Raw genomic sequence first — 20,141 nt, forward strand, 5'->3', positions numbered from 1 at the left:
TGGAAAGGATTGCCAGCGGGTATAGGTCAACTACCTGGAAACAAAGACAGATCTCAATCACTTGGATTCCGCCTCTGGCATCATCACCTTGCTAAGGTGTTGTCGCAGCTGAAAAATCAGCAAAATTATATGCTTATGACTACCCGAGTGCTGCACAGGGGTGTTACACATGGTCCTTGCTATGAGCCGTCCTGTCAAACATCGTAAGACCGGCGTTTACTGGTTTCGAAAGCGCGTTCCGGCTGACGTCGCCGCGTTAACAGGCCGCAAAGAAGTCAACAAGACTCTTGGAACGAAATATCCGGACATAACGAAGCGAAATACGCAGAAGTATTCGTGGAGTTCGAAGCTGATTGTGATCGGATTCGGGTCAGCGCCGAGCGTGGGGAACTGAAAGAGCAACTTACCGAGACGATCGAGCGCCCAAAACGCCCAATCACGGACCGCGAGGCGCACTCTCTCACCCAGATTGTTCACGATGAATGGCTTGCAAAATTCTATGAAAATCCCAGCGAGGGGCCGTCAGATAGCGACAGTCTCATTTAGACCCGAAGTTGTAGGATGGTAACAAGAGGTAAGGCTTCGGAAGTTCAGACGAACTTTCCTCGCGCGCCGCGAAATTAGTAGCATTTCACGCTGGTTTCACGCCAGCTATGGGATGGAGACGAAGGGACGGGGAGAACCGGCATGAACGCTCATCGCGGGACCAGTGCGACCGGGCCGGCTCTGACGGACGGTGTTCAAAGCGCCGCCGCCACTGTCGATCCGCGCCAGATCCAGTTTCGCAATTTTGGTTCCGCGGGCGGCGCGGACGAAGCCAAGCTCTACCATGGCCTGGAGACGCCCTGGGCCACTCAGTGTCTGTTTGCCAAGCTGCTGCGAAGGATGAGTGTGGCATCCGTCGGAGTTGGCAGCACAGCCAACGAGCGGATCCCGGCAGGATACACCTATCTTGCTCAGTTTGCCGCACACGACATTATCCGCAATTCCTCGCTCAGTCCCTTGTTGGCGGCCCACGAGGCAGGGCGCCGCAACGAACGCGAGGAGGCGCTCCTGCTCGACGCCCTTTACGGCGGAGGACCTTTCTCGAACCCTGGTTTATATGTTGTGGCCAAGCCTGGCGAAGTTGTCAGGGCGCTAATGCGTACCGGGCCCATGGCACCGCGGTCACCGAATGCCATGGCGATACCAGCGGGCGCCTGTCCCTTTGCCATGCGCGACTTGCCACGCTTTCAACAGGCCGATCTAAGCGATGGGTTTGAAACTGGTCGGACGGACGTCTTGGTCGCAGACCAGCGTGGCGACGACAACGCCAACATTGCGCAAATGACGGCGCTTTTCCTGCACCTGCACAACGCCGTCGCCAGCGCTCTGAACACAAGCGGGATACCCAAAAAGGACGTCGAACTGCCGGCAGGTGCGTATCTTTTCGACCGGACACGCCGCGTTACGACGGCTATTTACCGGAATGTGCTGCAAAATGACTTACTGCCGCGCCTCATCGCCAAGCCGATCTGGGACCTCTACCAAGCGAACGGATTTAGGCCCTTGGTCGACATGCAGCAGCAAGGCGTCCCGATAGAGTTTTCCCACGCGGCATATCGCTTGGGTCATGCAATGGTCCGGCTTTCCTATGTATTTAATGACCAGCATCCGGAAGGGGAGGGCCTAGAGAACGTGTTACTCAACCGCTCCTCGTCGCGCCCGCATAAATTCCCGGTCTCTGAACACTGGATTGCCGATTGGTCGCACTTCTTCCAGATTGCGGGCTCGACGCCTCAGTTCAGTCGGCGTATCGGGCCAACGGTCAACGAAGTGCTGCTTAGTGCCTACAGCATGCCGATCCTTTGCGTTGGGCCCGATTCCAAAGCACTCGACCCCGCTGCAGCGAGTCAGTTAAGCGAAGCAGACAAGGCGGCTCTGCCCGATCCGAATGCGTCCGGACTTTTGTTCAGCGATTTGGTCCGAGGAACTATTGGCGGCCTGCTCAGGCTCGATGCTCTAATTGAACAACTGCCGCAGGCCGCTCTCGCGGTCTCGCCGCTGCTAGGCGACGCCGAGAAACGGCACCATGCTATTCGATCATGGCTTCAAGGGTCGATCGTTGCGTTCACCGCGGCTGAGTCGGCTGAGCTGATAGAAAATCCGCCGTTGTTGTTCTGGCTGTTGTTGGAGGCAGCGATCGAACAGGACGGACTGTGTTTCGGAACCATCGGATCGGTGATTGTAGGCGATGTTTTTATGGCAAGATTTGCCGCCTCGCGAGCCACGGTCGAAGATGATCCGATCACGCAGGACCTCGTCGCCCGGCTGTTTCCCAAGGGCATTCCGCGAACAATGCCCGAACTCATCCTCTTCGTTGCCGCCATGCTCAACCTGGGCAATGCATGGCCCCGATTTATCACCCCGCCCACAACTCCAGGAGTTTGACATGGCCGATCCGGTCGACAATTTGGACGCCTTCCCCGATCCGATACAAACCCTCAACTTCGAGGCAGCCGGCCGCAAGGTGGTGCAATGGGCACAGGATCCCAGTACTCGTCCGCGCGACTTGGCCGAGTTCAAGGCACAGTTGGATGGACTCGTCGTCGTGCCCGACCGCTACAAGGAAATTCAGATTGTCCAAGGCTATGACCACGTCTTCTTCCTGCGGCTGCCGCCCAACAACCAGGTGACGCAATCGCAAAAGAAGCTTCAGACCGAACAGGGCGGCATGACAGATTACGGCATTCCGGATTTCTATTTTGATGCCATTCTCGAGAAGGTGCCGTTCAACCGTGACAGCTTCTTCTATTCACGCATCGCCGACTACACCATTCGGGGCTGCCGATAGGCGGAACCCCGGCAACTGTTCATGGCTGACGACTATCCCAGCCCCGGCCAGCCCTCGGCGCAGTGTCTCGATAGCCTCTGGACTGCTGATCGGAAAGCTGTCCATGAGCCACGTGCCCACATTGCCCGGCTCCGGAGGAGTATACCCAAACCACTCCGTTTTCAGTTGCGCCAAAAATCGGTCGGCCTCTTCGTGCGCGGCCCTCTCGTTGCCGAGCAAGGCGAGAGCCGCAGCCTTCCAGCCGCCGATATAGGACACGCTGTCAGCGGCGCGCTCGGCCGCTTCGACGCAACCGGCATAGTCGCCAAGCAGGAACCGCACGCCTGCCTGGTAGCTCCATTGCAATTGCGAAACCCCGAGCCCGGTCTGCAACGCCAGAGTAGCTATGCGGCTGGCGTTCTCGCGATCATCGCAATAAGCAAGCCCGAGAGACGCAGAGACCAAAGTCCAAGGGTCGTTGCCATTGAGTTCGCAGGCCAGAAGGAAGCTGATGGCCGCCTGCTGCGGGATGCCGTTCATGGCGTACGACCACGCCAGATGCAGTTGGCTTCGAGAATCTATCGGATCGATCTGGGTCGCCTGCTTTGCAAAGATCAACGCTTCGGCATGGCGTTCGCGTCGGCGGCCTATGCCGGGAAAGATTAGATGCCGCGAATTGATGATGCCGGCCAACCCGGCGTGGGCGGCAGCGAATTGTGGCGACTCGGCGATGATTGATCTGAAGAGCGCCTCGGCCCGTTCTTCAGATTCCGGGCGCCACTGAAAGATCAGTTCCTGCGCTCTCAGCCAGCGGTCGAACTGCTCCAGCGATAGGTCTGGGATGCTGGCGATCTGAACCAGCCGTTCGGACGACATGCTTACACCCAGCGCGACGGCGATGCGGCGGATGAGTCTCTGTTGGGTCTGGTACCACTGGCTGTTCTCAATGACGAACTGCTCGCTCCAGACGTAGCGCCCGGAGGCAAGCTGCTTCAGCGTCATGCTGACACGCAATGTCGGCCCGTCGAGAAATCCGGTCGCCTCGATGCAATAGGCATTCTCGGTGAGGCGGGGCGGATGCCCCTCCCATTCCATCACAGCCCAGTCACGGAATCGCACCAGGGACGCGACCAGTTCGCTGCGGAAAATACGCACGGCGTTGCGCGCACGGACGGAACCGCTCACCAATTCGAACTCCCGCACGAACAGCAGCACGCCGGCGGCGGGCTCTTGCGCCCGTTGCGCCTGCGACCCGAACACCTCGGTCGCGATTGCGGTCACAGCCCCCCTGCCCGCGCTGCCGATCGTGCCGAGCTTGATGTCACTGACCATTGCCTGCGTGGCGGCTGAAGGTTCGCTGTCGAACTCTGTTTCAAGCAGGTCCCAAAGTCCGTTGTAGGCCCTCAAGGCCGTTGCCTGGTCGCCCATCCGAGCCGCCGCTTCCATAACTGCCCGGCACCCGATCTCGTTGGTCGGATCGAGATTAAGCAGGGCCTGTCCGGCTCGCTTTAGCGCTGGCCAGTCTGCCGCGGCTTTGGCCATGGCTTCCAGACATGAGATGAATTCATCCTGAAGACATTGCCGCTGGACGAGGACCCAATTCCGAAACGAAGGGTCGATGTCGTCCAGGCCATTGAGAAAGCTTTCGGCGACACGCTGCCTCTCCAGAAGGATGGGGGGAATCCGGCCAGTTTTCAGATCGTGCCTGATCTCACTCACATCCACCGTGACGAGCGACTGCTTCAGCGTCACGTTGAGCCGGTCCCCGAAGAAGACCCCTTCGACTTCAGCCAGGCAGTCCTTGAGATCGACTACGGTTTGCCTCAGCGAGGCCCTTGCTCGTGCCTCGTCCGATTCACTCCAGAGCAAGCCGCAGATACGCTCGCGTGTTTCAAAGCCATGAGGACTCAGTGCAAGATAGGCAAGGACGGCGCGCGACTTGCGGTTTTTCAAGGCGACGTCCCGCCCAAGTTGGCTCAGCGCGACCTTGTCAAGTGTCGTGACGCTGATCAGCGGCGCAGTCTTCGTGGGGGGTTTTTGGCCGATCATCTTGCGCCGCAGCTCCCTGCCTCAATCTACATAAGATCGGCGCGGCCGCTCGGGCCGGCCTGATCAATCAGGGAACGAAGTCGGCGCGACTGGAACGGCGACGGAAAAGGCTGTAGCCCTGGGACGAAGACTTTGGCGACGGGAATGTCAAACATCGGCGTGGTCAGATCTGCAGCGTATATGCGGTATTGCTTTTTAAGCATTTCGCCAACCAAGGATACGAAATTCAAGCCCTTCTCGGCATTTTTGTGCATCAGCAGGCCACAGGAGAGGTGTGAGACGAGCTCGGTGTCGATTGCACTGGGGATCTGGGAGCGCTCCGCCTGCAGGCGGTCGACCTCATCAAGCTTCTCATCGCCCTGCTCTCTGCGCTTCATCGCCGTCAGGTCTAGAGCTAACTCCATCTGGCACATTTCGAGCAGCGCCGCCTTCAGGGCGTTGCCCGCGTCCAGCCTGCAGGCCATCCCGACTGCCAGGCCGCGACCATCCGCGTCGAAGGATAGCGCCGCGATCACAGGCGATGGGAACTCACCCGATATGTCGAGCAACTGCGTGCATCTGCCGAGCTTCTCCTGCCTTATGCGTGCATGCAGATCGAGTGCACCCGCGCCGGCAAGCGCTTCCAGTCCGATCAGCTGGCCGCCGCGCCTGCTGCGCCACCAGGCAGCAGCCGCATCTCGCTCGATTGTTTCCAACAGCGCCGAGGTCAGGGCAGCCTCGTGGGTTATCCCTGCGGCGCATCCGCAACTGGTTACCCACGCGCCTCGGTTTGCGCTGCGAATGAAAAGTGTCTCGGGCAAATAGCCCTGTCGACCGTCGTCCAGCCGGCGCACGGGCACCCACCGGTCACTTTCACCAAAACCGGATTGCACACGGAAATCGTCCAGGTGTTCAGCCAGCCGAGCGTCCTGCCAATGACTTACAGCATCTACGCTCGTGCGGTTCATCGTCCCGTGCGGCACGTGCCATTCGCTATGATATTCGATGCCCTCTCCGATGCAGGCCTCGAATGCTCGCCCCGGCGTGAGCCCGACACCGCTGAAGCTGGCAGAAGTGGCTGAGACAGAATCTCCCCAGTTGCGGTGTACCTGTGCACCAAAGAAGTACAGCCCCGGTGCGTAGCGGGCGTGCAAGCGGAACAGATTGCCAAAATCTGCCGCAGCTGACAGCAGTCCTTGGCGGTTATTTTTCACCATCAGGTCTGGATCTGTGTCACCAGAGTCAAGGTAGCCGAGAGCACCGAGCAACCCGCGTGCCATTGCAGCCTGCTCAGGCGCCAATTCTTGCGGCCGTGAACAAAATCGCGCTGCCAGTTCAAACGCATTAGCGGCGGTCAATCCACCATCCTCGCTGTTGAAGAAAACCTATCCCTATTGTCTGCCACTTTCGCCTTACGATCTTGATCGGGTCAACAAAACGTTGCGCGCAAGACGATCCGGGCTCCGCTAAAACACGGGAGCCAGAGATGGTCCCATCTCACGCTGATTTCACGCTGGCTGGTCTAATGGTCAATCCAGAAAGGTCGTCTCGACCGTTACGGAGCCAGACCACCCGAACCGGACGCATCGAGACGACTGAAGATCGGCGCGAACTCGCATCCTCCCGGAGCGCCGCCGCGGGGCCATGACCGGGGCGGGCGGTCTGTGCCTCGCGGCCGGCCGGGAAGCGGCGAAGGCGGATTCTTCAGCACAGAGCCATCCTGCAACCGACAAGACAGGGAGATCAAAAATGGGAACGCATGGCACCCCGCCCCGGGGCATTGATGCGACACGATCGCCGCTGTTCGAAGGCCGCTTCGGCCGCATGTTCCGAAATCTGGCACCCGCAACGTTCGGGGCAAACGACGATGACAACCGGCGTAACCTCAAGGCGCTCGGTTCCGCCATGTCTGCCGATATTGACGAACCGAAAGATGGGCTCGATGCCGAAGAAAGCGGGATTCCTGCGCTCTATACCTATTTTGGCCAGTTCGTCGACCACGACATCACCTTCGATCCCGTCAGCACCTTGCGCAAGTCGCTGGACCCCGATGGGCTGGTGGATTTCCGCACGCCGAGCCTCAACTTGGACAATGTCTATGGCCGGGGTCCGGCCGACCAGCCCTACATGTACACAAAAGAGGGGCGATTCCGCCACGGCGATGCAATGACCGGAGCGGGCGGCCAGCACGGACACGATCTGCCGCGCTTCGCCGGACGGGCAATCATCGGCGACCCCCGTAACGACGAAAACAGTCTCGTATCGCAGCTGCAAGGGCTGATGCTGAACGTGCACAATCGGATGGCTGACGACAATCCGAGCCTGGATTTTGAAACAATCCAGCAACTGGTCCGCTTCCACTACCAGTATGTTGTCGTGAACGATTTTCTCGCCCGAATCGTGGAGGCGCCGATCCTTGACGCCCTGAAGACGGACGGTCACTTCGATCAGAAGCGATTGCGCTACTTCCATTGGCGCTACCAGCCGTTCATGCCGGTCGAGTTCTCGGTTGCTGCCTACAGACTTGGCCATTCGATGGTCAGGCCCGGCTATCGGCTGAATGATGACAAGCTGCTGCCGATCTTCCCACGCGCCGGCAAGCCGCATGAAGAGGCACTTACCGGTTTCCAGACAATGAAGCCGGGCCGCGCTCTGGACTGGGGTCGATTTATCGATATTGACGAACGTGCCGGTGGATCGGATTCCGAGAGTGGGGATCCGGCAAATCTGCATCGACTGCAATTCGCCTACCGGATCGACACGTCCTTGGTCGGCTTCCTGCACGACCTGCCGAAAACCGTTGCATCCGACCCGCCACCTTCCCTGGGGGAGCGCAATCTCTTGCGGGGCTGGCTGCTCGGCCTACCCTCCGGCCAGAGTGTTGCGCGCGCCATGGCTATTGAGCCCCTGGCCGACAAGGACATCTCTGTCGGCAAGGCCGTGGATAAGCCCGAGAAGGGCGACGTTATCGGCTCCATCATCGACGCGGTCGAGGCCAATGGCGGTGACGGCAACGCGTTCGTCGGCAACTGTCCACTTTGGACTTATGTCTTGGCCGAGGCGGCAGCGAACAAGACCGACATGCCCATCCCCGTGACCGGAGGTGGCACCCGTTCCACGCCGCAGCTCGGACCGGTTGGCGGTCGGATCGTCGCGGAAGTCTTCCTGGGATTGTTGTTCGGCGACGGCAAGTCCTACCTGTCTCTCCATCCTTTGTGGAAGCCCGTGGGCGGGGCAGGCTTCAGACTGAAGGATCTGGTGTCATACGGGCTCGGCAAGGGGCCATCCCTGAAATATTGGTAAGGGCCAAATGCTTGCGGAATGGCGTACTGAAAAGATCACCATTCATCATCTCGCGAATGGCATACGTTTATATAAAGAAGAGAAAGAGCGCGATTGTCTCATCTGGTGAGGCATTTACAGTCACAATCTCAACAACTCCCGCTTCGTCTTGCGAGTAAAGAAGATGTCTTTGCCAGTAGTCGGCGATTTCTACCGTTTTCTTCGCATCGGCGTGCTGTGCATGGCTGTTGTAGGCTGCATGCCTGAAGACGGCTTCCGTCGCTATGCGGGCGCTGTCGGCCCTGATCTCTATTCCAAGCAGACCGTAGCCAACACTGCCTTGCTCAACGCTTACACCGAGAGCATTTGCACTCAAGCAGGATTGGCGTCCGGCGGGCAATGCGCCATCAGGACGACCACTGATTGGAAGAACTTCGTCGATATGGGTCTCTACGATATCGATCAACGCTGCGACTCTTTCTTGGATGGGCTCTACTACAAAGCTAAGACCAGCGACTCGATCCTGGCCCAGGTTGCGGACACTGGCAGTTTTTCTGCTGCGGTTCTGGATGCAACCTCTTCATCGGTGCCTTCGATAAAGATCGTTGCCGCCGCCTTCGGCCTAGCCGAAAACACTTTTCGCAACACCAACAAGACCTTGCTGGAGGCGCTAGACGCGACGACGGTCAAGTCCCTGGTTTTCCGCCGTCAGCACGACATCAAGCAAGAAATCTACGGCACGACGGTCTGGAACAAGCCGCAGGCGCTGCACGCTCTACGCACCTATCTACGCGTCTGCATGCCGTTTGCCATCGAAATGGAAGCCAATGCGGTGCTGACCACTGCGCAGCGGACGGATGAACCTGGCAAGTCATACATCACATTCGACTCGAATAATGCCCCACTAGGTGGCGGCGCCAAAGTCGATGAGGGTCGCATTCGGCCGCGCCCACCCGTGAAATCGTGGGCATCCGTCAACACCAGCGGCATTCCGATCGACCTGCCCACAGCCAAGGCCATCCAGAAAGCGCTGTGCTTTCCTGACACAGCGCCGGTCGGCAAACCGCAGGCTAATGGCGAATATGGTGCCCAGACCGAGGCCGCACTTAAGATCTTCAAAGCCGCAAACGCACATAAGTACGACTTGAAAGAATGGCGAGACATAAAGGTGGTCCTTGATACATCCGACTTGGGTGTTCTGCGTGACAGCAAGGATTGTGGCGTTGGGCAAAAGAATTATCTGGAGAGACACCTTTCCACAGATAGCACTTTCAACGAAGCCCTGACTGTATTCCTCAAGAAAAAATATGGCGCGGAGATACCCGATAACGCGTCTCTCGACACTTTGAGAAAATATATTGTGAAGTACAAAACTGATCCTAAGACCATCCCAAAAATCTCCTCCGATCCGGACGGAATGTTTCTCGATCAGATAACTCCCGATTTTTACAATTTATTTAGCGGGTTCAGCAGTTAGCTTGGGAATTTTTCTCCAAGGGGGAGATGGTTATGTACTACCAATTCAAGCTGCCAACTCGTTTGAAGGTCAGCCCTGATCTTGCATCCGCTGACGGCGATGAGGTTCTTCCGGATGAAATTGGTTTTGCAAACGCCGAGAATGGGAATTGGGTCCAACTGACAATTTATAGCCAGCTGGACAAACCCGCCACCGGTTGGGCCCGCAAAATCGGCGACGATGGTCAGGTTCGGCTGGTTGAGGTCGCCGCCCCACCACGCGTAGAATTCGGCATCTGGTCGTTTATCAAGGGATGCATCGACGCCGAGTTCTGGATCAACGGACAAGGTGGAAACAGTCCGTTCTTCGTGGCGGCGGACTACCTGATAGCTTGGGCCCTGATCGAGACGAAGAACAAACTTGGCAATATCGGAGCCAGGACGCCCCCCGGAGATGGAACCGGGCCCTTCCAACTAACCACCACGGAGTGGGCGACATTCCTGGCAGATCCGATAGCAGCTGATTATTCGGCGGCCAGCCGCGATATCGGCCTCGATCAAATCGCCGGCGCCGCATTCCTCGCCCGCAAGGCGATGTCCGACATGTCAGCCGCAATCACGCAGAACGATGCGGCGGCGGGCGTGACGGATACGCAAACCGTCGCCGGACCCTACATTCCGGCCTATATCGATGTTCTCCTGGCTCACATGTTCGGCTTGGCAACAGCCAAGAGTTTCCGAACCCTGAAGCTTGCCGGCCAGGGCGGCACCGCGGTTGACGCTGTCCTCAGGCAATCGTTCAGCGATGCCGATGTTCAAGTCCATCTTAAGATGCGGGACAATGTTCTGAAGGACTGGGATTCGGGTGTCGTAGAAACGGTCGACGGGGCGATCGTCAATGTACAGAACCTGTTGGGAGCCGCTTTCGCCAAGGCGTTTGCACTGATCCAGGAGCAGGCTCCTGAGGATCTGCCAAAAGCCGATGGAGTGGCGTCATGGCTTGCGGTTGCTGACGCCGAGCGGCTGGCTTGGGAACCTTTGGGCGATGAGACAAAACCTGCCGCGCAGATCCGCATTCGAGGGTATTTCCAGTCGATTGGCCAACCACTGGCCGATGGGGCTGCCATACCGCCATGGTGCGGCGCCTTCGCTGGCTTTTGCGTGAACACAGCAAATCCAGCTCTTCTCGGGGCGATCAAGGGAAATCCGCTAAGCGCTGGCAGTTGGCAATCCTTCGGCAACGAGAGCGTCCCGCTCGGTGATCCCAATCCACCGCGGGGCGCGGTCGTGGTGCTTTCGCCGGACAAGAATTCGTCCAGCGCGAGCCATGTCGGCTTCTTTTCACGGTATCTGGGCTCCGACAACGAGCAAGTCGAGTTGCTCGGCGGTAACCAGAGCGACCGCGTGACTTTGACCAAGCTTGATCGCTCGAAAATAATCGTCATCCGTTGGCAAAGCACGCAGAGGGCTATCGACAACAATGCCGGTGACGCGGCGACGGGCGCCGCTAACGCTGGACAATTCAACACGCTGCTCGATTTCATTGGGCAACTCGAAAGCGCCAACAATTACAACGCCTACTTTGACCATTCCGGAAATACCAACAATCCTGCGTTGGCGGGCATGACCCTACGAGACATTCTGATTTTTCAAGACCAGCTGGTCGCTCAGAACAAGACCTCGTCGGCCTGCGGCAAGTATCAAATTGTCAGAAACACCTTGAAGGGCCTGATCACCAACGGCGCCATCGGGCCCGCCGATATTTTCTCTTCGGCCAACCAGGACCAGTTGGCAATTTCGTTGATGAAGGAAAGAGGCCTCGGCGCCTTTCTCAGTGGCGACATGTCAGAAGATCAATTCGCCCTAAACCTCGCCAAGGAGTGGGCCTCCATGCCGGTGCCCGTTGCGACCAAAGGCCAGTTCAGGAACGTCAAACCGGGCGAAAGCTACTACGCGAGCGACGGGGTGAACAAGGCGCTCACCACGGTTGAAAAATTCCGAGCAGCGGTAAGAAGCGCACACAAATAGAAGATCGATGGGTTCTGGGGAGGGGCGACACATGCTTGAGGGATTGACGTCACGGTTCGTGGCCAAATGTCTTGCGGTGGCTGGCGTCGGGCTATTGGCCGTGTGCCTCGCGCTTGCTGGATGGCAGAGACTGCACAGCGCCAGCGACCCAACCGACGCCGAGTGCAAGGCCAACCTCTTGCTGGCCGTGCCGGCGCAAAATGATGCTCTAATGAGAGCTGGTAAACCGCAGATATTGGGCGTCTGGCCTCCCAAGACGTCCATAAACCACAGTGTCTGCGTAGCCATCGGTGGCGTGGTTTCAGAAGCTGCCGAGATAGGCCTGGCAGACGAGGCCGACCGAGCGCAGAAGGCGCGTGGCGACGCGCAAGCCAGCTATGAGGCCGCGGCTCTGTCTTCAAGAGACGCCGCCTGGGACAAGTTGCAAAAGGCCAATACGACCCTGGCAACTGCGCTCACCGCCGCAGCTGGTCAACCGCAGCCTGTACCGTTGTCAGTCTTCCTGAACGGCAAGGCTGTCCCGAATTTGACAGTCAAGGCTTATGCCAAATGGGCCCCGCAGATTGTTCTAATCCCATTGATGGTGCCGTCGAGTGCCGACGAAAGCGGCACTGGCTTCTGGCGCGAACTTCTGAGTCTCAGGCCAACGGACGGAAATAATACCTCCGCCGCGGCGGATAGGCCCAAGGTCGGCCAAAAGGCCGTTGCTGTTGGACTGTCACGCAGCTCAGCCACGATGCCCGAAACAACAAGCGACACGACCCTCACAGTTGTGATCTACGATATTGTAACCCTGTGGGCCGGCATCCTTGCATTCTTTTGCTTTACGATCAGCTTCTGCGGTTTGGCACGACATACCACGATGCTGCGCGACAACAGCCAAACCGCAAACGCGTCACTGTTGACATCTGATGCTGTGGCGGCAGCGCAGGCGGCAAACAACGATGCAAAGGCAAAAGCAAAGGCTTCAATCGAAGCCATCGAGAAAGCAAGGACCGACGCCGATGCCGCCCAGGCTGCAGCCGCCGTCGCGGATGCGGCGACGAAAGCCGACGCGATGGACAATGCGGCGAAGGCTGCGGTCGCGCTGAAGATTGCTGCCGCAGCCGTTACTGCAACAACTGCTGCAGCCAATGATGCAGCAGCGGCGTTGACGGCAGATCAAACCACGGCGGTTGCAACGGCGAAAGCAGGAGATGTTGAACAACCGCTCGGGCCATACAGCCTTGCTCGGACGCAAATGGCCTTCTGGATGATTCTCACGATCGCCGGCTTTGTTTTCATCTGGCTCAGCATGGGCATTTACTTTGGACTGATCACCAGCGGAATTCTCGTACTGCTAGGAATCAACGCCACTTCCGGGTTGGCGGCAATCAGCCTCAATGATGAAAGCGACAAAACCAGCGTGTCGAAATCGTTCTTTCAAGACATTCTCAACGACGGTGATGGGCCGGCGCTGCATCGCATCCAAGCGGTAGCCTGGACCGCCATTCTCGGCATTATTTTCATATGGAACGTCTTCTGGAATTTCGCTTTCATCAACTTCGACACCAATCTGCTTCTGCTGATCGGCGTGGCGCAGGGCATGTATTTGGGCTTCAAATGGAAGGAGGCACCGGCCAAATAGCGTTGACGCCAGCAACCCGTGAACATCTGGAAGCCGATTAGCCCCGGATGTATTTGACTTTTCCGCGCGCTGCCGGAACACGCGACAGCGAGACATTTTGTTTGGCAATTCGCTCAGTACCGTGAAATTTCTCAGTTTCGAGCACCCTGATCTTAGCATGGCTGCCATGTCGACTATCTGTCGAGGCAGACTAACGTGAATCAAAGGAGCGCTGATGATGAATGTGACCCGCATTTTTGTCGCCGCAGTGAGCTTGATGGCGTCGACTTCAATCGCCCTTGCAGACTGCACTGGCATTCCAAACGCCGCCGCCCAGCCGGACGGCGCGTGGTTGTTTCGAGACAGTGAAACCTGGCGTCCAGTTCATGACCTGGGCGCGCTTATTGCTGATGGTCGATCCAGAACAGTCTCGTTCGTCTATGTCGCAAATGAGCCCGATAGCGGATTGGGGCGACGTGGTCTCCTTGTCATCAAGGGTGGCGTAGTTGGCACCGTTTCTACAAAGGACGATGAGCAGGTCAGGCTGACGCGCGACGCCTATCTGAAGATGGATGTTTGCGAATCATATCCTGCCTTTTCCGGGGCTTGGGTGAGCGGGCGATCCTACGATGATTACCACGATAGCGGATACCGCACGCCGGATGATGCAAAGTTCAGAGCCTTTCACGTCAAGTATGCCGCACGCTCGGGCTGCCGCTGGTCCAACGATGCGAAATCAGACGCCTATTTCGCAGGGAAGTGGCAAAGCAACCGCTCACAGTTTTCCTTTGATCCGAGCGTGGTCGCCAAGGGACAACACAGCCAGTTTCTCGCCTTATTCGGCATAACGCCGGCCTATGCCGGGCAGTCCATGACCAATCGAAGGGTCGAGATCAAACGATATCGGGCTGACAAGAACGGCCTGGCTTGTGTGACCTTTCAGGTGAAGCTGAAGCCCGGGAGTTTTGTTCGGATCAACGATCTCGAACGTGGCCGAGGGTTTCGGGGCACGGAACTGTCCTGGAAATGGCCGGGCTGATCAGACTCGCAGCAAACTTCAAAACCAGAGCAGTCCACATGGGCAGCCACATCACCGACGGACAGGCGCAAGGCAACAAAATGAAACACGAGGAAGGCTTTGCGCCGATATTGTCTGAAAGCGAAATGCTGGCTGAGGAATCCCTCTTCCTATGGGGGAGAGAGCAGCCGCCGGCCCTTGCCGGCATTGGGCTGTCAGGCGGCGGCGTTAGGGCCGCGACGGTTGCTCTCGGGGTCCTCCAGGTACTTGCTGCGAAGGGCCTGCTGACCCGCTTCCAATACATTTCGTCAGTCTCGGGTGGGGGCTATATCGCATCGGCCCTTTCCTGGTTCTGGTCCGCTAGGCGGGTGAAGGAAGAGCGTGAGCTTTCCCGGGAGGTAATATTCAGGTTTGGTGCCGATCGAGAAGATTTTCCATTCCAGGATCGAGAAGATTCCGAGGATCCCGGGGGGGCCCGTCAGCAGCAAGCAGCAAGGAACCTGCAATTCCTGCGAAACCATGGCTCTTATCTCACATCAGGTGACGGTATTGGTTTCGCAGGATTGATCATAGCTGTCCTGAGAACGATCCTGGCCAGCTTGGCTGTCTGGATCCCACTGCTTGTCTCGATGTTTGGCGCAATCGATTATTTCGATGATTGGCTTGCAGAGCCGCCAACCTCGGACTGCCGCGTCCTGCGAATTCAGTTTGACGAGTGCAACCCCGTGCTGAGAACCATGCAAGCGCATCCTTCCTATGCGCTGGTGTTTTCTGGCGCGTGCTTCTTCATCCTCCTGTTCTTCTTCGGAGTGATCCTGTTGTCGATCCTCAGTCGCATACAGCCGGACTCGGCCATCCCCGTTACCACCAGGCGCACGAGGATCGGGCTGGTCGCAGCCTACAGCGTCGCGGCAGTTCTTCTTCTATGTGTGACAGTCAGCAACTTCATGAGCCTCGACACTGTCCAGCCGTTAATGGGAGTGGCACTGCTGTTTTTGGGGCTAGCTGCCATTGGCCTAATAATGCTGGCTGCGGCGGAGTTTTTTGGACCCACCAATCGTGGCTATTTCCTTCGACGCACCTTCGAGAAGCTGTCTGGCTTTGTTTTGCCTAATGTCATTGCAGCGTTGTTTCTCGGGGCACTTCCGCTAATCGTCTTGGGCACGCCGGACGCCGGAGGCGCGGTTTCTCCAAGCGATTCGGCCGCTTCTTCCAGTTCGGCTCTCCTTAGTTCGCTTGGGGGGGTGGTGTCGCTGCTGAGCGGCGTAGGCACCGCCCTTTACGGCTACTACATGAAAGCAAAGAGCCTTCTTCCTGGTCCCGCTGGGTTGGCTCTAGCGCTTCTCGGCTCAATTTTATTTCTTTCAGGCATACTGCTTTTTTCCTTTGTCTTGGCACAAGCAATCTACAGCATGGATAATGACCTCTATGCGATTCCCTTCATGTCGCTCTTTTTGATCGCGTGCACTCTCGGCCTTTTCAGCAGCGTCAATGCCACAGGTCTTCACAGGTTCTACCGCGATCGGCTGATGGAGACGTTTATGCCCATGGCGAGTGCGATCAAGCAGGGCAGTGCACGCGAAACGGATGTTGCGGATAATTTCTCCATAGCCCACATTGTCCGGACGCCAGAAGAGCGCGGCAACCGCCCATACCATCTCGTCAACGCGCATGCCATTTTGGTCAATGATCCTGAAGCAAAAGTGGCTGTGCGGGGCGGCGACAATTTTATTATGTCGGCCGCCATTGTCGGATCCTCGGCGACCGGCTGGATGAAAACGAGTGACTATCTGAAACGAAATGGCCCGCTCACCTTGGCAACTGCCATGGCAGTCTCCGGCGCAGCGGCGAACGCGAACGCTGGATACATCGGCGCAGGCTTAACCCGGGAGCGCTTTTTGTCCGCGGTGATGGCACTTCTCAATATTCGCCTGGGTGTGTGGGTTGGAAATCCGAGCGCGATAGCAGATCCCCCGGCTGGATTGGCTTTGGCACGCAGGTTTCCTAGGCCGCGCCGTGTCCAACTAAAGGTGCCAACATACTTCCGCCCAGTGCTTCCATCGGGAATCTTCGGCTTCGGGCATCATCGCAAGGCCGCTTTCCTAGAGCTCTCAGATGGCGGGCATTTCGAGAATTTAGGACTTTACGAGTTGATTCGGCGTAAGCTCCGGCTCGTTCTCGTCGTCGACGCTGAAGAGGACAGTTCAATCAATCTCGCGGCGCTGGTCTCATCAAGGAACCGTATCCGGGAAGACTTTGGCGCAACAATCAACTTTTTGAACGGGAGGGGGCCAGAGCAGCTGCTCGGGCATGATAGTGAAGATTATCCAAGCGGCGCGCGCATCGCCAAGTCTCCTTTTATCGTTGGTGAGATTCGTTACCGAGACGGCGCGCGCGGCACACTAATCTACATCAAGGCCACGATGTGGAGTGATCTCGATTTCGCGACCAAAGGCTACAGGGCCGCAAATCCTGACTTCCCGCATCAGAGCACGGTTGATCAGTTTTTCAACCCTGATCAGTTTGAGGCCTACCGTGATCTTGGCAAGAAAAGCTGCGCCTGGATGATCGACAAGCTCGACTTGTCGGCCAATTTCGAGGACACATCGACCCTATTGACGTCATACGGATTTGAGTCCGATCCAGTTGAGTTGTGATGCAAAGAGAAGTTCACCATGCCAGCCAGACGATTAAGTTTCTGGTCCTGTAGCCATCAACTTCGTGGGCAATAAACCGAGCCTAAGAACGTCATATTTCGACGCAACGAGGCTTCCGTTTTCGGGCGGATTAGCCGGACTTGCGAGGTCCTCGAAGGACCGAATTCCCCCAGCCGGACGCCTTCGCCAAGTGGGTTGAAGACCTTGACCACGGGCATATGGTCGCCGCCGCGATTGCTGCAGTTGGCGAGCAGGCGCTCGCGCGATTGGGCGTGAGGATGATTATGCCGCCCTCCCCCCGATCACGGGCTCGCGGGCGGCGGGATAGCGCTGTTTCAGCAGTTACGCAAAATCGGCGCCGGATTCGATCAGCGACAGATCATCTTCCATCATGCCGCGCGGGTCGTCGACCATGCCGCCTCGCTGGACGAGGCAGACGATTTCGCCCTTGACGAAAACTACGACGCCATCCTGCTCGACCGCCAATTGCCCGATGGCGACGGGCTTTGGCTGGTGCGCCGGCTAAGGACGCGCCAGGATGGCACGTCGGTGCTGGAGCTGACGGCGCGCGGCGAGATTCCCGACCGTGTCGCGGGGCTCGACAGCGGCGCGCCGACGACTATCTGGCAACACCCTTCGCTTTGCCCGGCACGCCTCGCACTCCCAGCCTGAGCTCAAATAGGCCCCCCTCGAAGGGGTTGGCGGCAAGATGCTCCGCGCTCATCGTGAAGCGCGCGGAAGTGACGAACAGCGTGTCGAGGTTGGAACCGCCGAAGGCACAGCTCGTTGGCCAGCTGCAGGGCAGGTCCACAATCCGGTCCAGCTCGCCGTCCGGCGCGATGCGGGCGAGGCAGCTTCCGCCCACCACCCGGCAGTTCCAGAAGTGGCTTTCGGCGTCCATGCAGGAGCCGTCCGGCAGGCCGCGCTCGAAACCGGTGAAGAAGGGGAGGGCTTTGTCCAGCCGTCCCGTCTTCTTGTCCCAGCCATAGCTGTGGAGCGCGTTCTTCCTCGTGTCGGCGGTGACGAAGCGTCCGTCGGGCAGCCACACCATCGTGTTGGTGATGCCGAACCGGTCTTCGCTGAGCATCGTCACCGCGCCTTTCGGATCTACGCGATAGAGCCGGCCTTCGTCGCCGGCGATAACGGTTTTGACCAGGCATCGGTTAACAGCCTAAACGGCTATCACCGCCTTGATAAGCCCCGACTTTTGGTGGACCCAATGCGGGATATCGCGGAGGCTGTCGCGCAGGGTCGTGCGGTGCGTTATGAGCTTGGCCACAGGAACGGTGTCATCGTGCATTGCCGCCATGACGTGGTCAAAGTCGACTCGAAGCGCGTTGCGGCTGCCCATCAATATCATCTCGCGCTTGTGGAATTCGGGATCGGAAAAGCTGATCTCCTCCTTGATCACGCTGACCATTATCAAGGCTCCCCCATGCGCCACATAAGCGAAAGCGGCCTCTATCGACGCCTTGTTGCCAGTCGCATCAAAAACAAGGTCGAAACACTCGCCATCGGTTCGCTCCCGCACTAGGTCAACCGGCGACAACGAAAGTCCATCGATAACGGGGAAACCGAGTTGACCTTCGGCGAAATCGAGCCTTTCCCGGCGGACGTCCATGATCGTCACTATCTGGCCGGCAATACGTGCAAATAGCGCCGTGGCAAGTCCGATAGGGCCGGCGCCGATGACCAGAGCACGTGTGCCGGCTGCAAGCTTGGAGCGTCCCACCGCGTGGGCACCGATGGCCAAGAATTCGACCGCTGCCGCATGGTCGAGCGGCAAGCTGCCGATCGGATAGAGATTGTCGATAGGCACGAGCAATTCTTCACACATACCGCCATCGCGATGAACGCCCAACACCTCAATCGCCGCGCAGCAATTCGGCTTGTTATGACGGCAGGCTATGCATCTGCCACAAGCAAAATAGGGATTTACGACGACGCGTTCGCCGATGCGGATAGGGGCGCCTTCCCCGATCGCAGTCACCGTGCCTGCGAGTTCATGCCCCATGACACGTGGATAGGCTAGGTAGGGATGCTTGCCTTCGAAGATGTGATAATCGGTGCCACATATACCGACATGGCTGATGCTGACCAGCGCCCATCCTGCCCCCGGCGGGCCGGGTGGGGAGCGATCTTCTAAGATCAGTTCGCCGGGTCGTCGGCAAACGAGCGCTTTCATGCGGATCACCTTCCTTGGAGTGTTCCAAAAAGAACCCGGCGGTTGAGAAGACCGCCGGGCCAAGGTGTGGGAGCTTATTCGAAGTCCTTGACGTTCTGCGGCGTTACGAGGCCAGCGCCGGTGTCCACGTTGGCTTCGACGGCCTCCCCGCGGATTGCCTTGACGACAGTGTCGATGCCAAGCTCGCCCATCTTCGCCGGAAATTGTGCGACGCTGGCGTCTTCCGCACCGGACTTGATCGCTTCGATTTCACCACAGCAGGCGTCGAAGCCCACCAGAATGATCTTGTCTTTGGCGATGCCCGCATTGCTTATCGACTTGACGGCGCCCGGAACTGGCGGGCCACAGGCCGAATAGATCGCCTTGAGATCGGGATTGGCGGTCAGGATGTCTTCGGTCACTGACGTGCCCAGCTCGAGCGTGCAGTTGGTTGCACCCTTGCCTACGACGTCGACCTTGACGTCGCCCAATCCCTCCATCATGCCGGTGACGCGGTCATCCAGTGCCGGCACTCCGGGAACACCTTGCAGGATACCGATCTTGTCCCCGCTCTTGAGCACGGTCTTCAGATATTCTCCGGCGATCTTGCCGCCGTTGAGGTTATTGGTCGAAACCAAAGCCGTCTGGCCTTTCCAGTTGGGGATGCTGTTGTCGACGAGAACCACCTTGATGCCGGCGGCGACCGCCTTGTCGAGTGCCGGAGCAACCGTGGGATCGACCGGAGTGATCGCTAGACCCTTGACGCCTTGGGTGATCATCGACTCGATCAGCGCGATCTGGCCCTCAATGTCGGTGGCGGCCTGACCTTGGCCGGTGACCAGCTCGATTTCAGGATGAGCGGCCGCGTATTTCTTGGCCGCGTCCTCCATGGTCGAGTAAAACGGCACCGGGAATTTGGTGATCAGACCGACCTTGATCTTGTCTGAGGCCGAAGCCGGCACCGCAAACGCAACGGCGATGGCGATCCATGCGAACAGTTTTCGGTTCATTGGCATTCCATTCCTCCCTTGAATTGAGACGCCTCCCGGCGGGAAACGCTTCAGGCATTTGAGGGCCGCAACGGTCCTCAA

General features: G+C 58.2%; 14 protein-coding genes and 2 pseudogenes. 10 read left to right on the forward strand and 6 right to left on the reverse strand.

Annotated elements, in window-relative coordinates:
- Positions 1–181: 181 nt before the first annotated feature.
- From FJ958_RS32585 to FJ958_RS28165, 3 genes are all read left to right on the forward strand, one after another.
- Positions 182–394: a DUF6538 domain-containing protein gene (locus FJ958_RS32585; RefSeq protein WP_348642230.1), complete on the forward strand. Its 213-nt coding sequence runs from the start codon at positions 182–184 to the stop codon at positions 392–394.
- A gap of 293 nt (positions 395–687) precedes the next feature.
- Positions 688–2,430: a peroxidase family protein gene (locus FJ958_RS28160; protein ID WP_140748403.1), complete on the forward strand. Its 1,743-nt coding sequence runs from the start codon at positions 688–690 to the stop codon at positions 2,428–2,430.
- 1 nt (position 2,431) lies between these two features.
- Positions 2,432–2,833 (forward strand): hypothetical protein, encoded by a 402-nt coding sequence (locus FJ958_RS28165; protein ID WP_140748406.1) that lies wholly within the window; start codon positions 2,432–2,434, stop codon positions 2,831–2,833.
- Here the strand turns inward: FJ958_RS28165 and FJ958_RS28170 are convergent.
- Together FJ958_RS28170 and FJ958_RS28175 are read right to left on the reverse strand one after the other, a co-directional pair.
- Positions 2,795–4,861: a BTAD domain-containing putative transcriptional regulator gene (locus FJ958_RS28170; RefSeq protein ID WP_140748409.1), complete on the reverse strand. Its 2,067-nt coding sequence runs from the start codon at positions 4,859–4,861 to the stop codon at positions 2,795–2,797. The genes FJ958_RS28165 and FJ958_RS28170 overlap by 39 nt on opposite strands.
- Positions 4,862–4,887: 26 nt before the next feature.
- Entirely contained in the window at positions 4,888–6,198 is a 1,311-nt protein-coding gene (locus FJ958_RS28175) for a YcaO-like family protein (RefSeq protein WP_246679800.1), read from the reverse strand.
- Between the two features lie 391 nt (positions 6,199–6,589).
- Here FJ958_RS28175 and FJ958_RS28180 point away from each other — a divergent pair, with 391 nt between their 5' ends.
- The 6 genes from FJ958_RS28180 (at position 6,590) to FJ958_RS28205 (ending at position 16,886) form a co-directional block, all read left to right on the forward strand.
- A complete protein-coding gene (locus tag FJ958_RS28180; protein WP_181176551.1) occupies positions 6,590–8,143 on the forward strand; it encodes a heme peroxidase family protein in 1,554 nt (517 codons plus the stop codon).
- A 163-nt stretch (positions 8,144–8,306) separates the two neighbouring features.
- Positions 8,307–9,599 carry a hypothetical protein gene (locus FJ958_RS28185; protein WP_140748412.1) on the forward strand — a complete coding sequence of 431 codons (1,293 nt, stop codon included), beginning with the start codon at positions 8,307–8,309 and terminating at the stop codon, positions 9,597–9,599.
- A 32-nt stretch (positions 9,600–9,631) separates the two neighbouring features.
- A complete protein-coding gene (locus FJ958_RS28190) occupies positions 9,632–11,605 on the forward strand; it encodes a hypothetical protein (protein WP_140748415.1) in 1,974 nt (657 codons plus the stop codon).
- 31 nt (positions 11,606–11,636) lie between these two features.
- Positions 11,637–13,232: a hypothetical protein gene (locus tag FJ958_RS28195; RefSeq protein ID WP_140748418.1), complete on the forward strand. Its 1,596-nt coding sequence runs from the start codon at positions 11,637–11,639 to the stop codon at positions 13,230–13,232.
- A gap of 214 nt (positions 13,233–13,446) precedes the next feature.
- Entirely contained in the window at positions 13,447–14,250 is an 804-nt protein-coding gene (locus FJ958_RS28200) for a hypothetical protein (RefSeq protein WP_246679802.1), read from the forward strand.
- Positions 14,238–16,886, forward strand: coding sequence for a patatin-like phospholipase family protein (locus tag FJ958_RS28205; protein WP_140748421.1), 2,649 nt, complete (start codon positions 14,238–14,240; stop codon positions 16,884–16,886). Before FJ958_RS28200 ends, FJ958_RS28205 begins: the two co-directional genes overlap by 13 nt.
- A 170-nt stretch (positions 16,887–17,056) precedes the next feature.
- Here the strand turns inward: FJ958_RS28205 and FJ958_RS32270 are convergent.
- Positions 17,057–17,172: pseudogene (locus tag FJ958_RS32270) on the reverse strand (DUF2958 domain-containing protein); the annotation flags it as partial.
- Between the two features lie 116 nt (positions 17,173–17,288).
- On the opposite strand from FJ958_RS32270, the pseudogene FJ958_RS32275 reads away from it, so the two are divergent.
- Positions 17,289–17,527 (forward strand): annotated as a pseudogene (locus tag FJ958_RS32275) (response regulator); the annotation flags it as partial.
- Here the strand turns inward: FJ958_RS32275 and FJ958_RS32280 are convergent.
- The 3 genes from FJ958_RS32280 to FJ958_RS28225 form a co-directional block, all read right to left on the reverse strand.
- Positions 17,506–18,042 (reverse strand): SMP-30/gluconolactonase/LRE family protein, encoded by a 537-nt coding sequence (locus FJ958_RS32280; protein WP_348642231.1) that lies wholly within the window; start codon positions 18,040–18,042, stop codon positions 17,506–17,508. The pseudogene FJ958_RS32275 and the gene FJ958_RS32280 sit on opposite strands and share 22 nt — an antisense overlap.
- A gap of 15 nt (positions 18,043–18,057) precedes the next feature.
- The gene (locus FJ958_RS28220; RefSeq protein WP_140748424.1) at positions 18,058–19,071 is read right to left on the reverse strand and encodes a zinc-binding alcohol dehydrogenase family protein; all 1,014 of its coding nucleotides are present in this window, start codon (positions 19,069–19,071) and stop codon (positions 18,058–18,060) included.
- Positions 19,072–19,145: 74 nt separating this feature from the next.
- Positions 19,146–20,060, reverse strand: a complete 915-nt coding sequence (locus FJ958_RS28225; RefSeq protein ID WP_140748427.1) for a sugar ABC transporter substrate-binding protein — start codon at positions 20,058–20,060, stop codon at positions 19,146–19,148.
- Positions 20,061–20,141 lie beyond the last annotated feature (81 nt).

The organism is Mesorhizobium sp. B2-3-5 (assembly GCF_006442395.1).
Taxonomy (GTDB): Bacteria; Pseudomonadota; Alphaproteobacteria; order Rhizobiales; family Rhizobiaceae; genus Mesorhizobium.

Coding starts and splice junctions, on each gene's coding strand:
- FJ958_RS32585 (WP_348642230.1), top strand. CDS start 182: ATGAGCCGTCCTGTCAAACATCGTAAGACCGGCGTTTACTGGTTTCGA.
- FJ958_RS28160 (WP_140748403.1), top strand. CDS start 688: ATGAACGCTCATCGCGGGACCAGTGCGACCGGGCCGGCTCTGACGGAC.
- FJ958_RS28165 (WP_140748406.1), top strand. CDS start 2,432: ATGGCCGATCCGGTCGACAATTTGGACGCCTTCCCCGATCCGATACAA.
- FJ958_RS28170 (WP_140748409.1), bottom strand. CDS start 4,861: ATGATCGGCCAAAAACCCCCCACGAAGACTGCGCCGCTGATCAGCGTC.
- FJ958_RS28180 (WP_181176551.1), top strand. CDS start 6,590: ATGGGAACGCATGGCACCCCGCCCCGGGGCATTGATGCGACACGATCG.
- FJ958_RS28185 (WP_140748412.1), top strand. CDS start 8,307: ATGTCTTTGCCAGTAGTCGGCGATTTCTACCGTTTTCTTCGCATCGGC.
- FJ958_RS28190 (WP_140748415.1), top strand. CDS start 9,632: ATGTACTACCAATTCAAGCTGCCAACTCGTTTGAAGGTCAGCCCTGAT.
- FJ958_RS28195 (WP_140748418.1), top strand. CDS start 11,637: ATGCTTGAGGGATTGACGTCACGGTTCGTGGCCAAATGTCTTGCGGTG.
- FJ958_RS28200 (WP_246679802.1), top strand. CDS start 13,447: ATGATGAATGTGACCCGCATTTTTGTCGCCGCAGTGAGCTTGATGGCG.
- FJ958_RS28205 (WP_140748421.1), top strand. CDS start 14,238: ATGGCCGGGCTGATCAGACTCGCAGCAAACTTCAAAACCAGAGCAGTC.
- FJ958_RS28220 (WP_140748424.1), bottom strand. CDS start 19,071: ATGAAAGCGCTCGTTTGCCGACGACCCGGCGAACTGATCTTAGAAGAT.
- FJ958_RS28225 (WP_140748427.1), bottom strand. CDS start 20,060: ATGAACCGAAAACTGTTCGCATGGATCGCCATCGCCGTTGCGTTTGCG.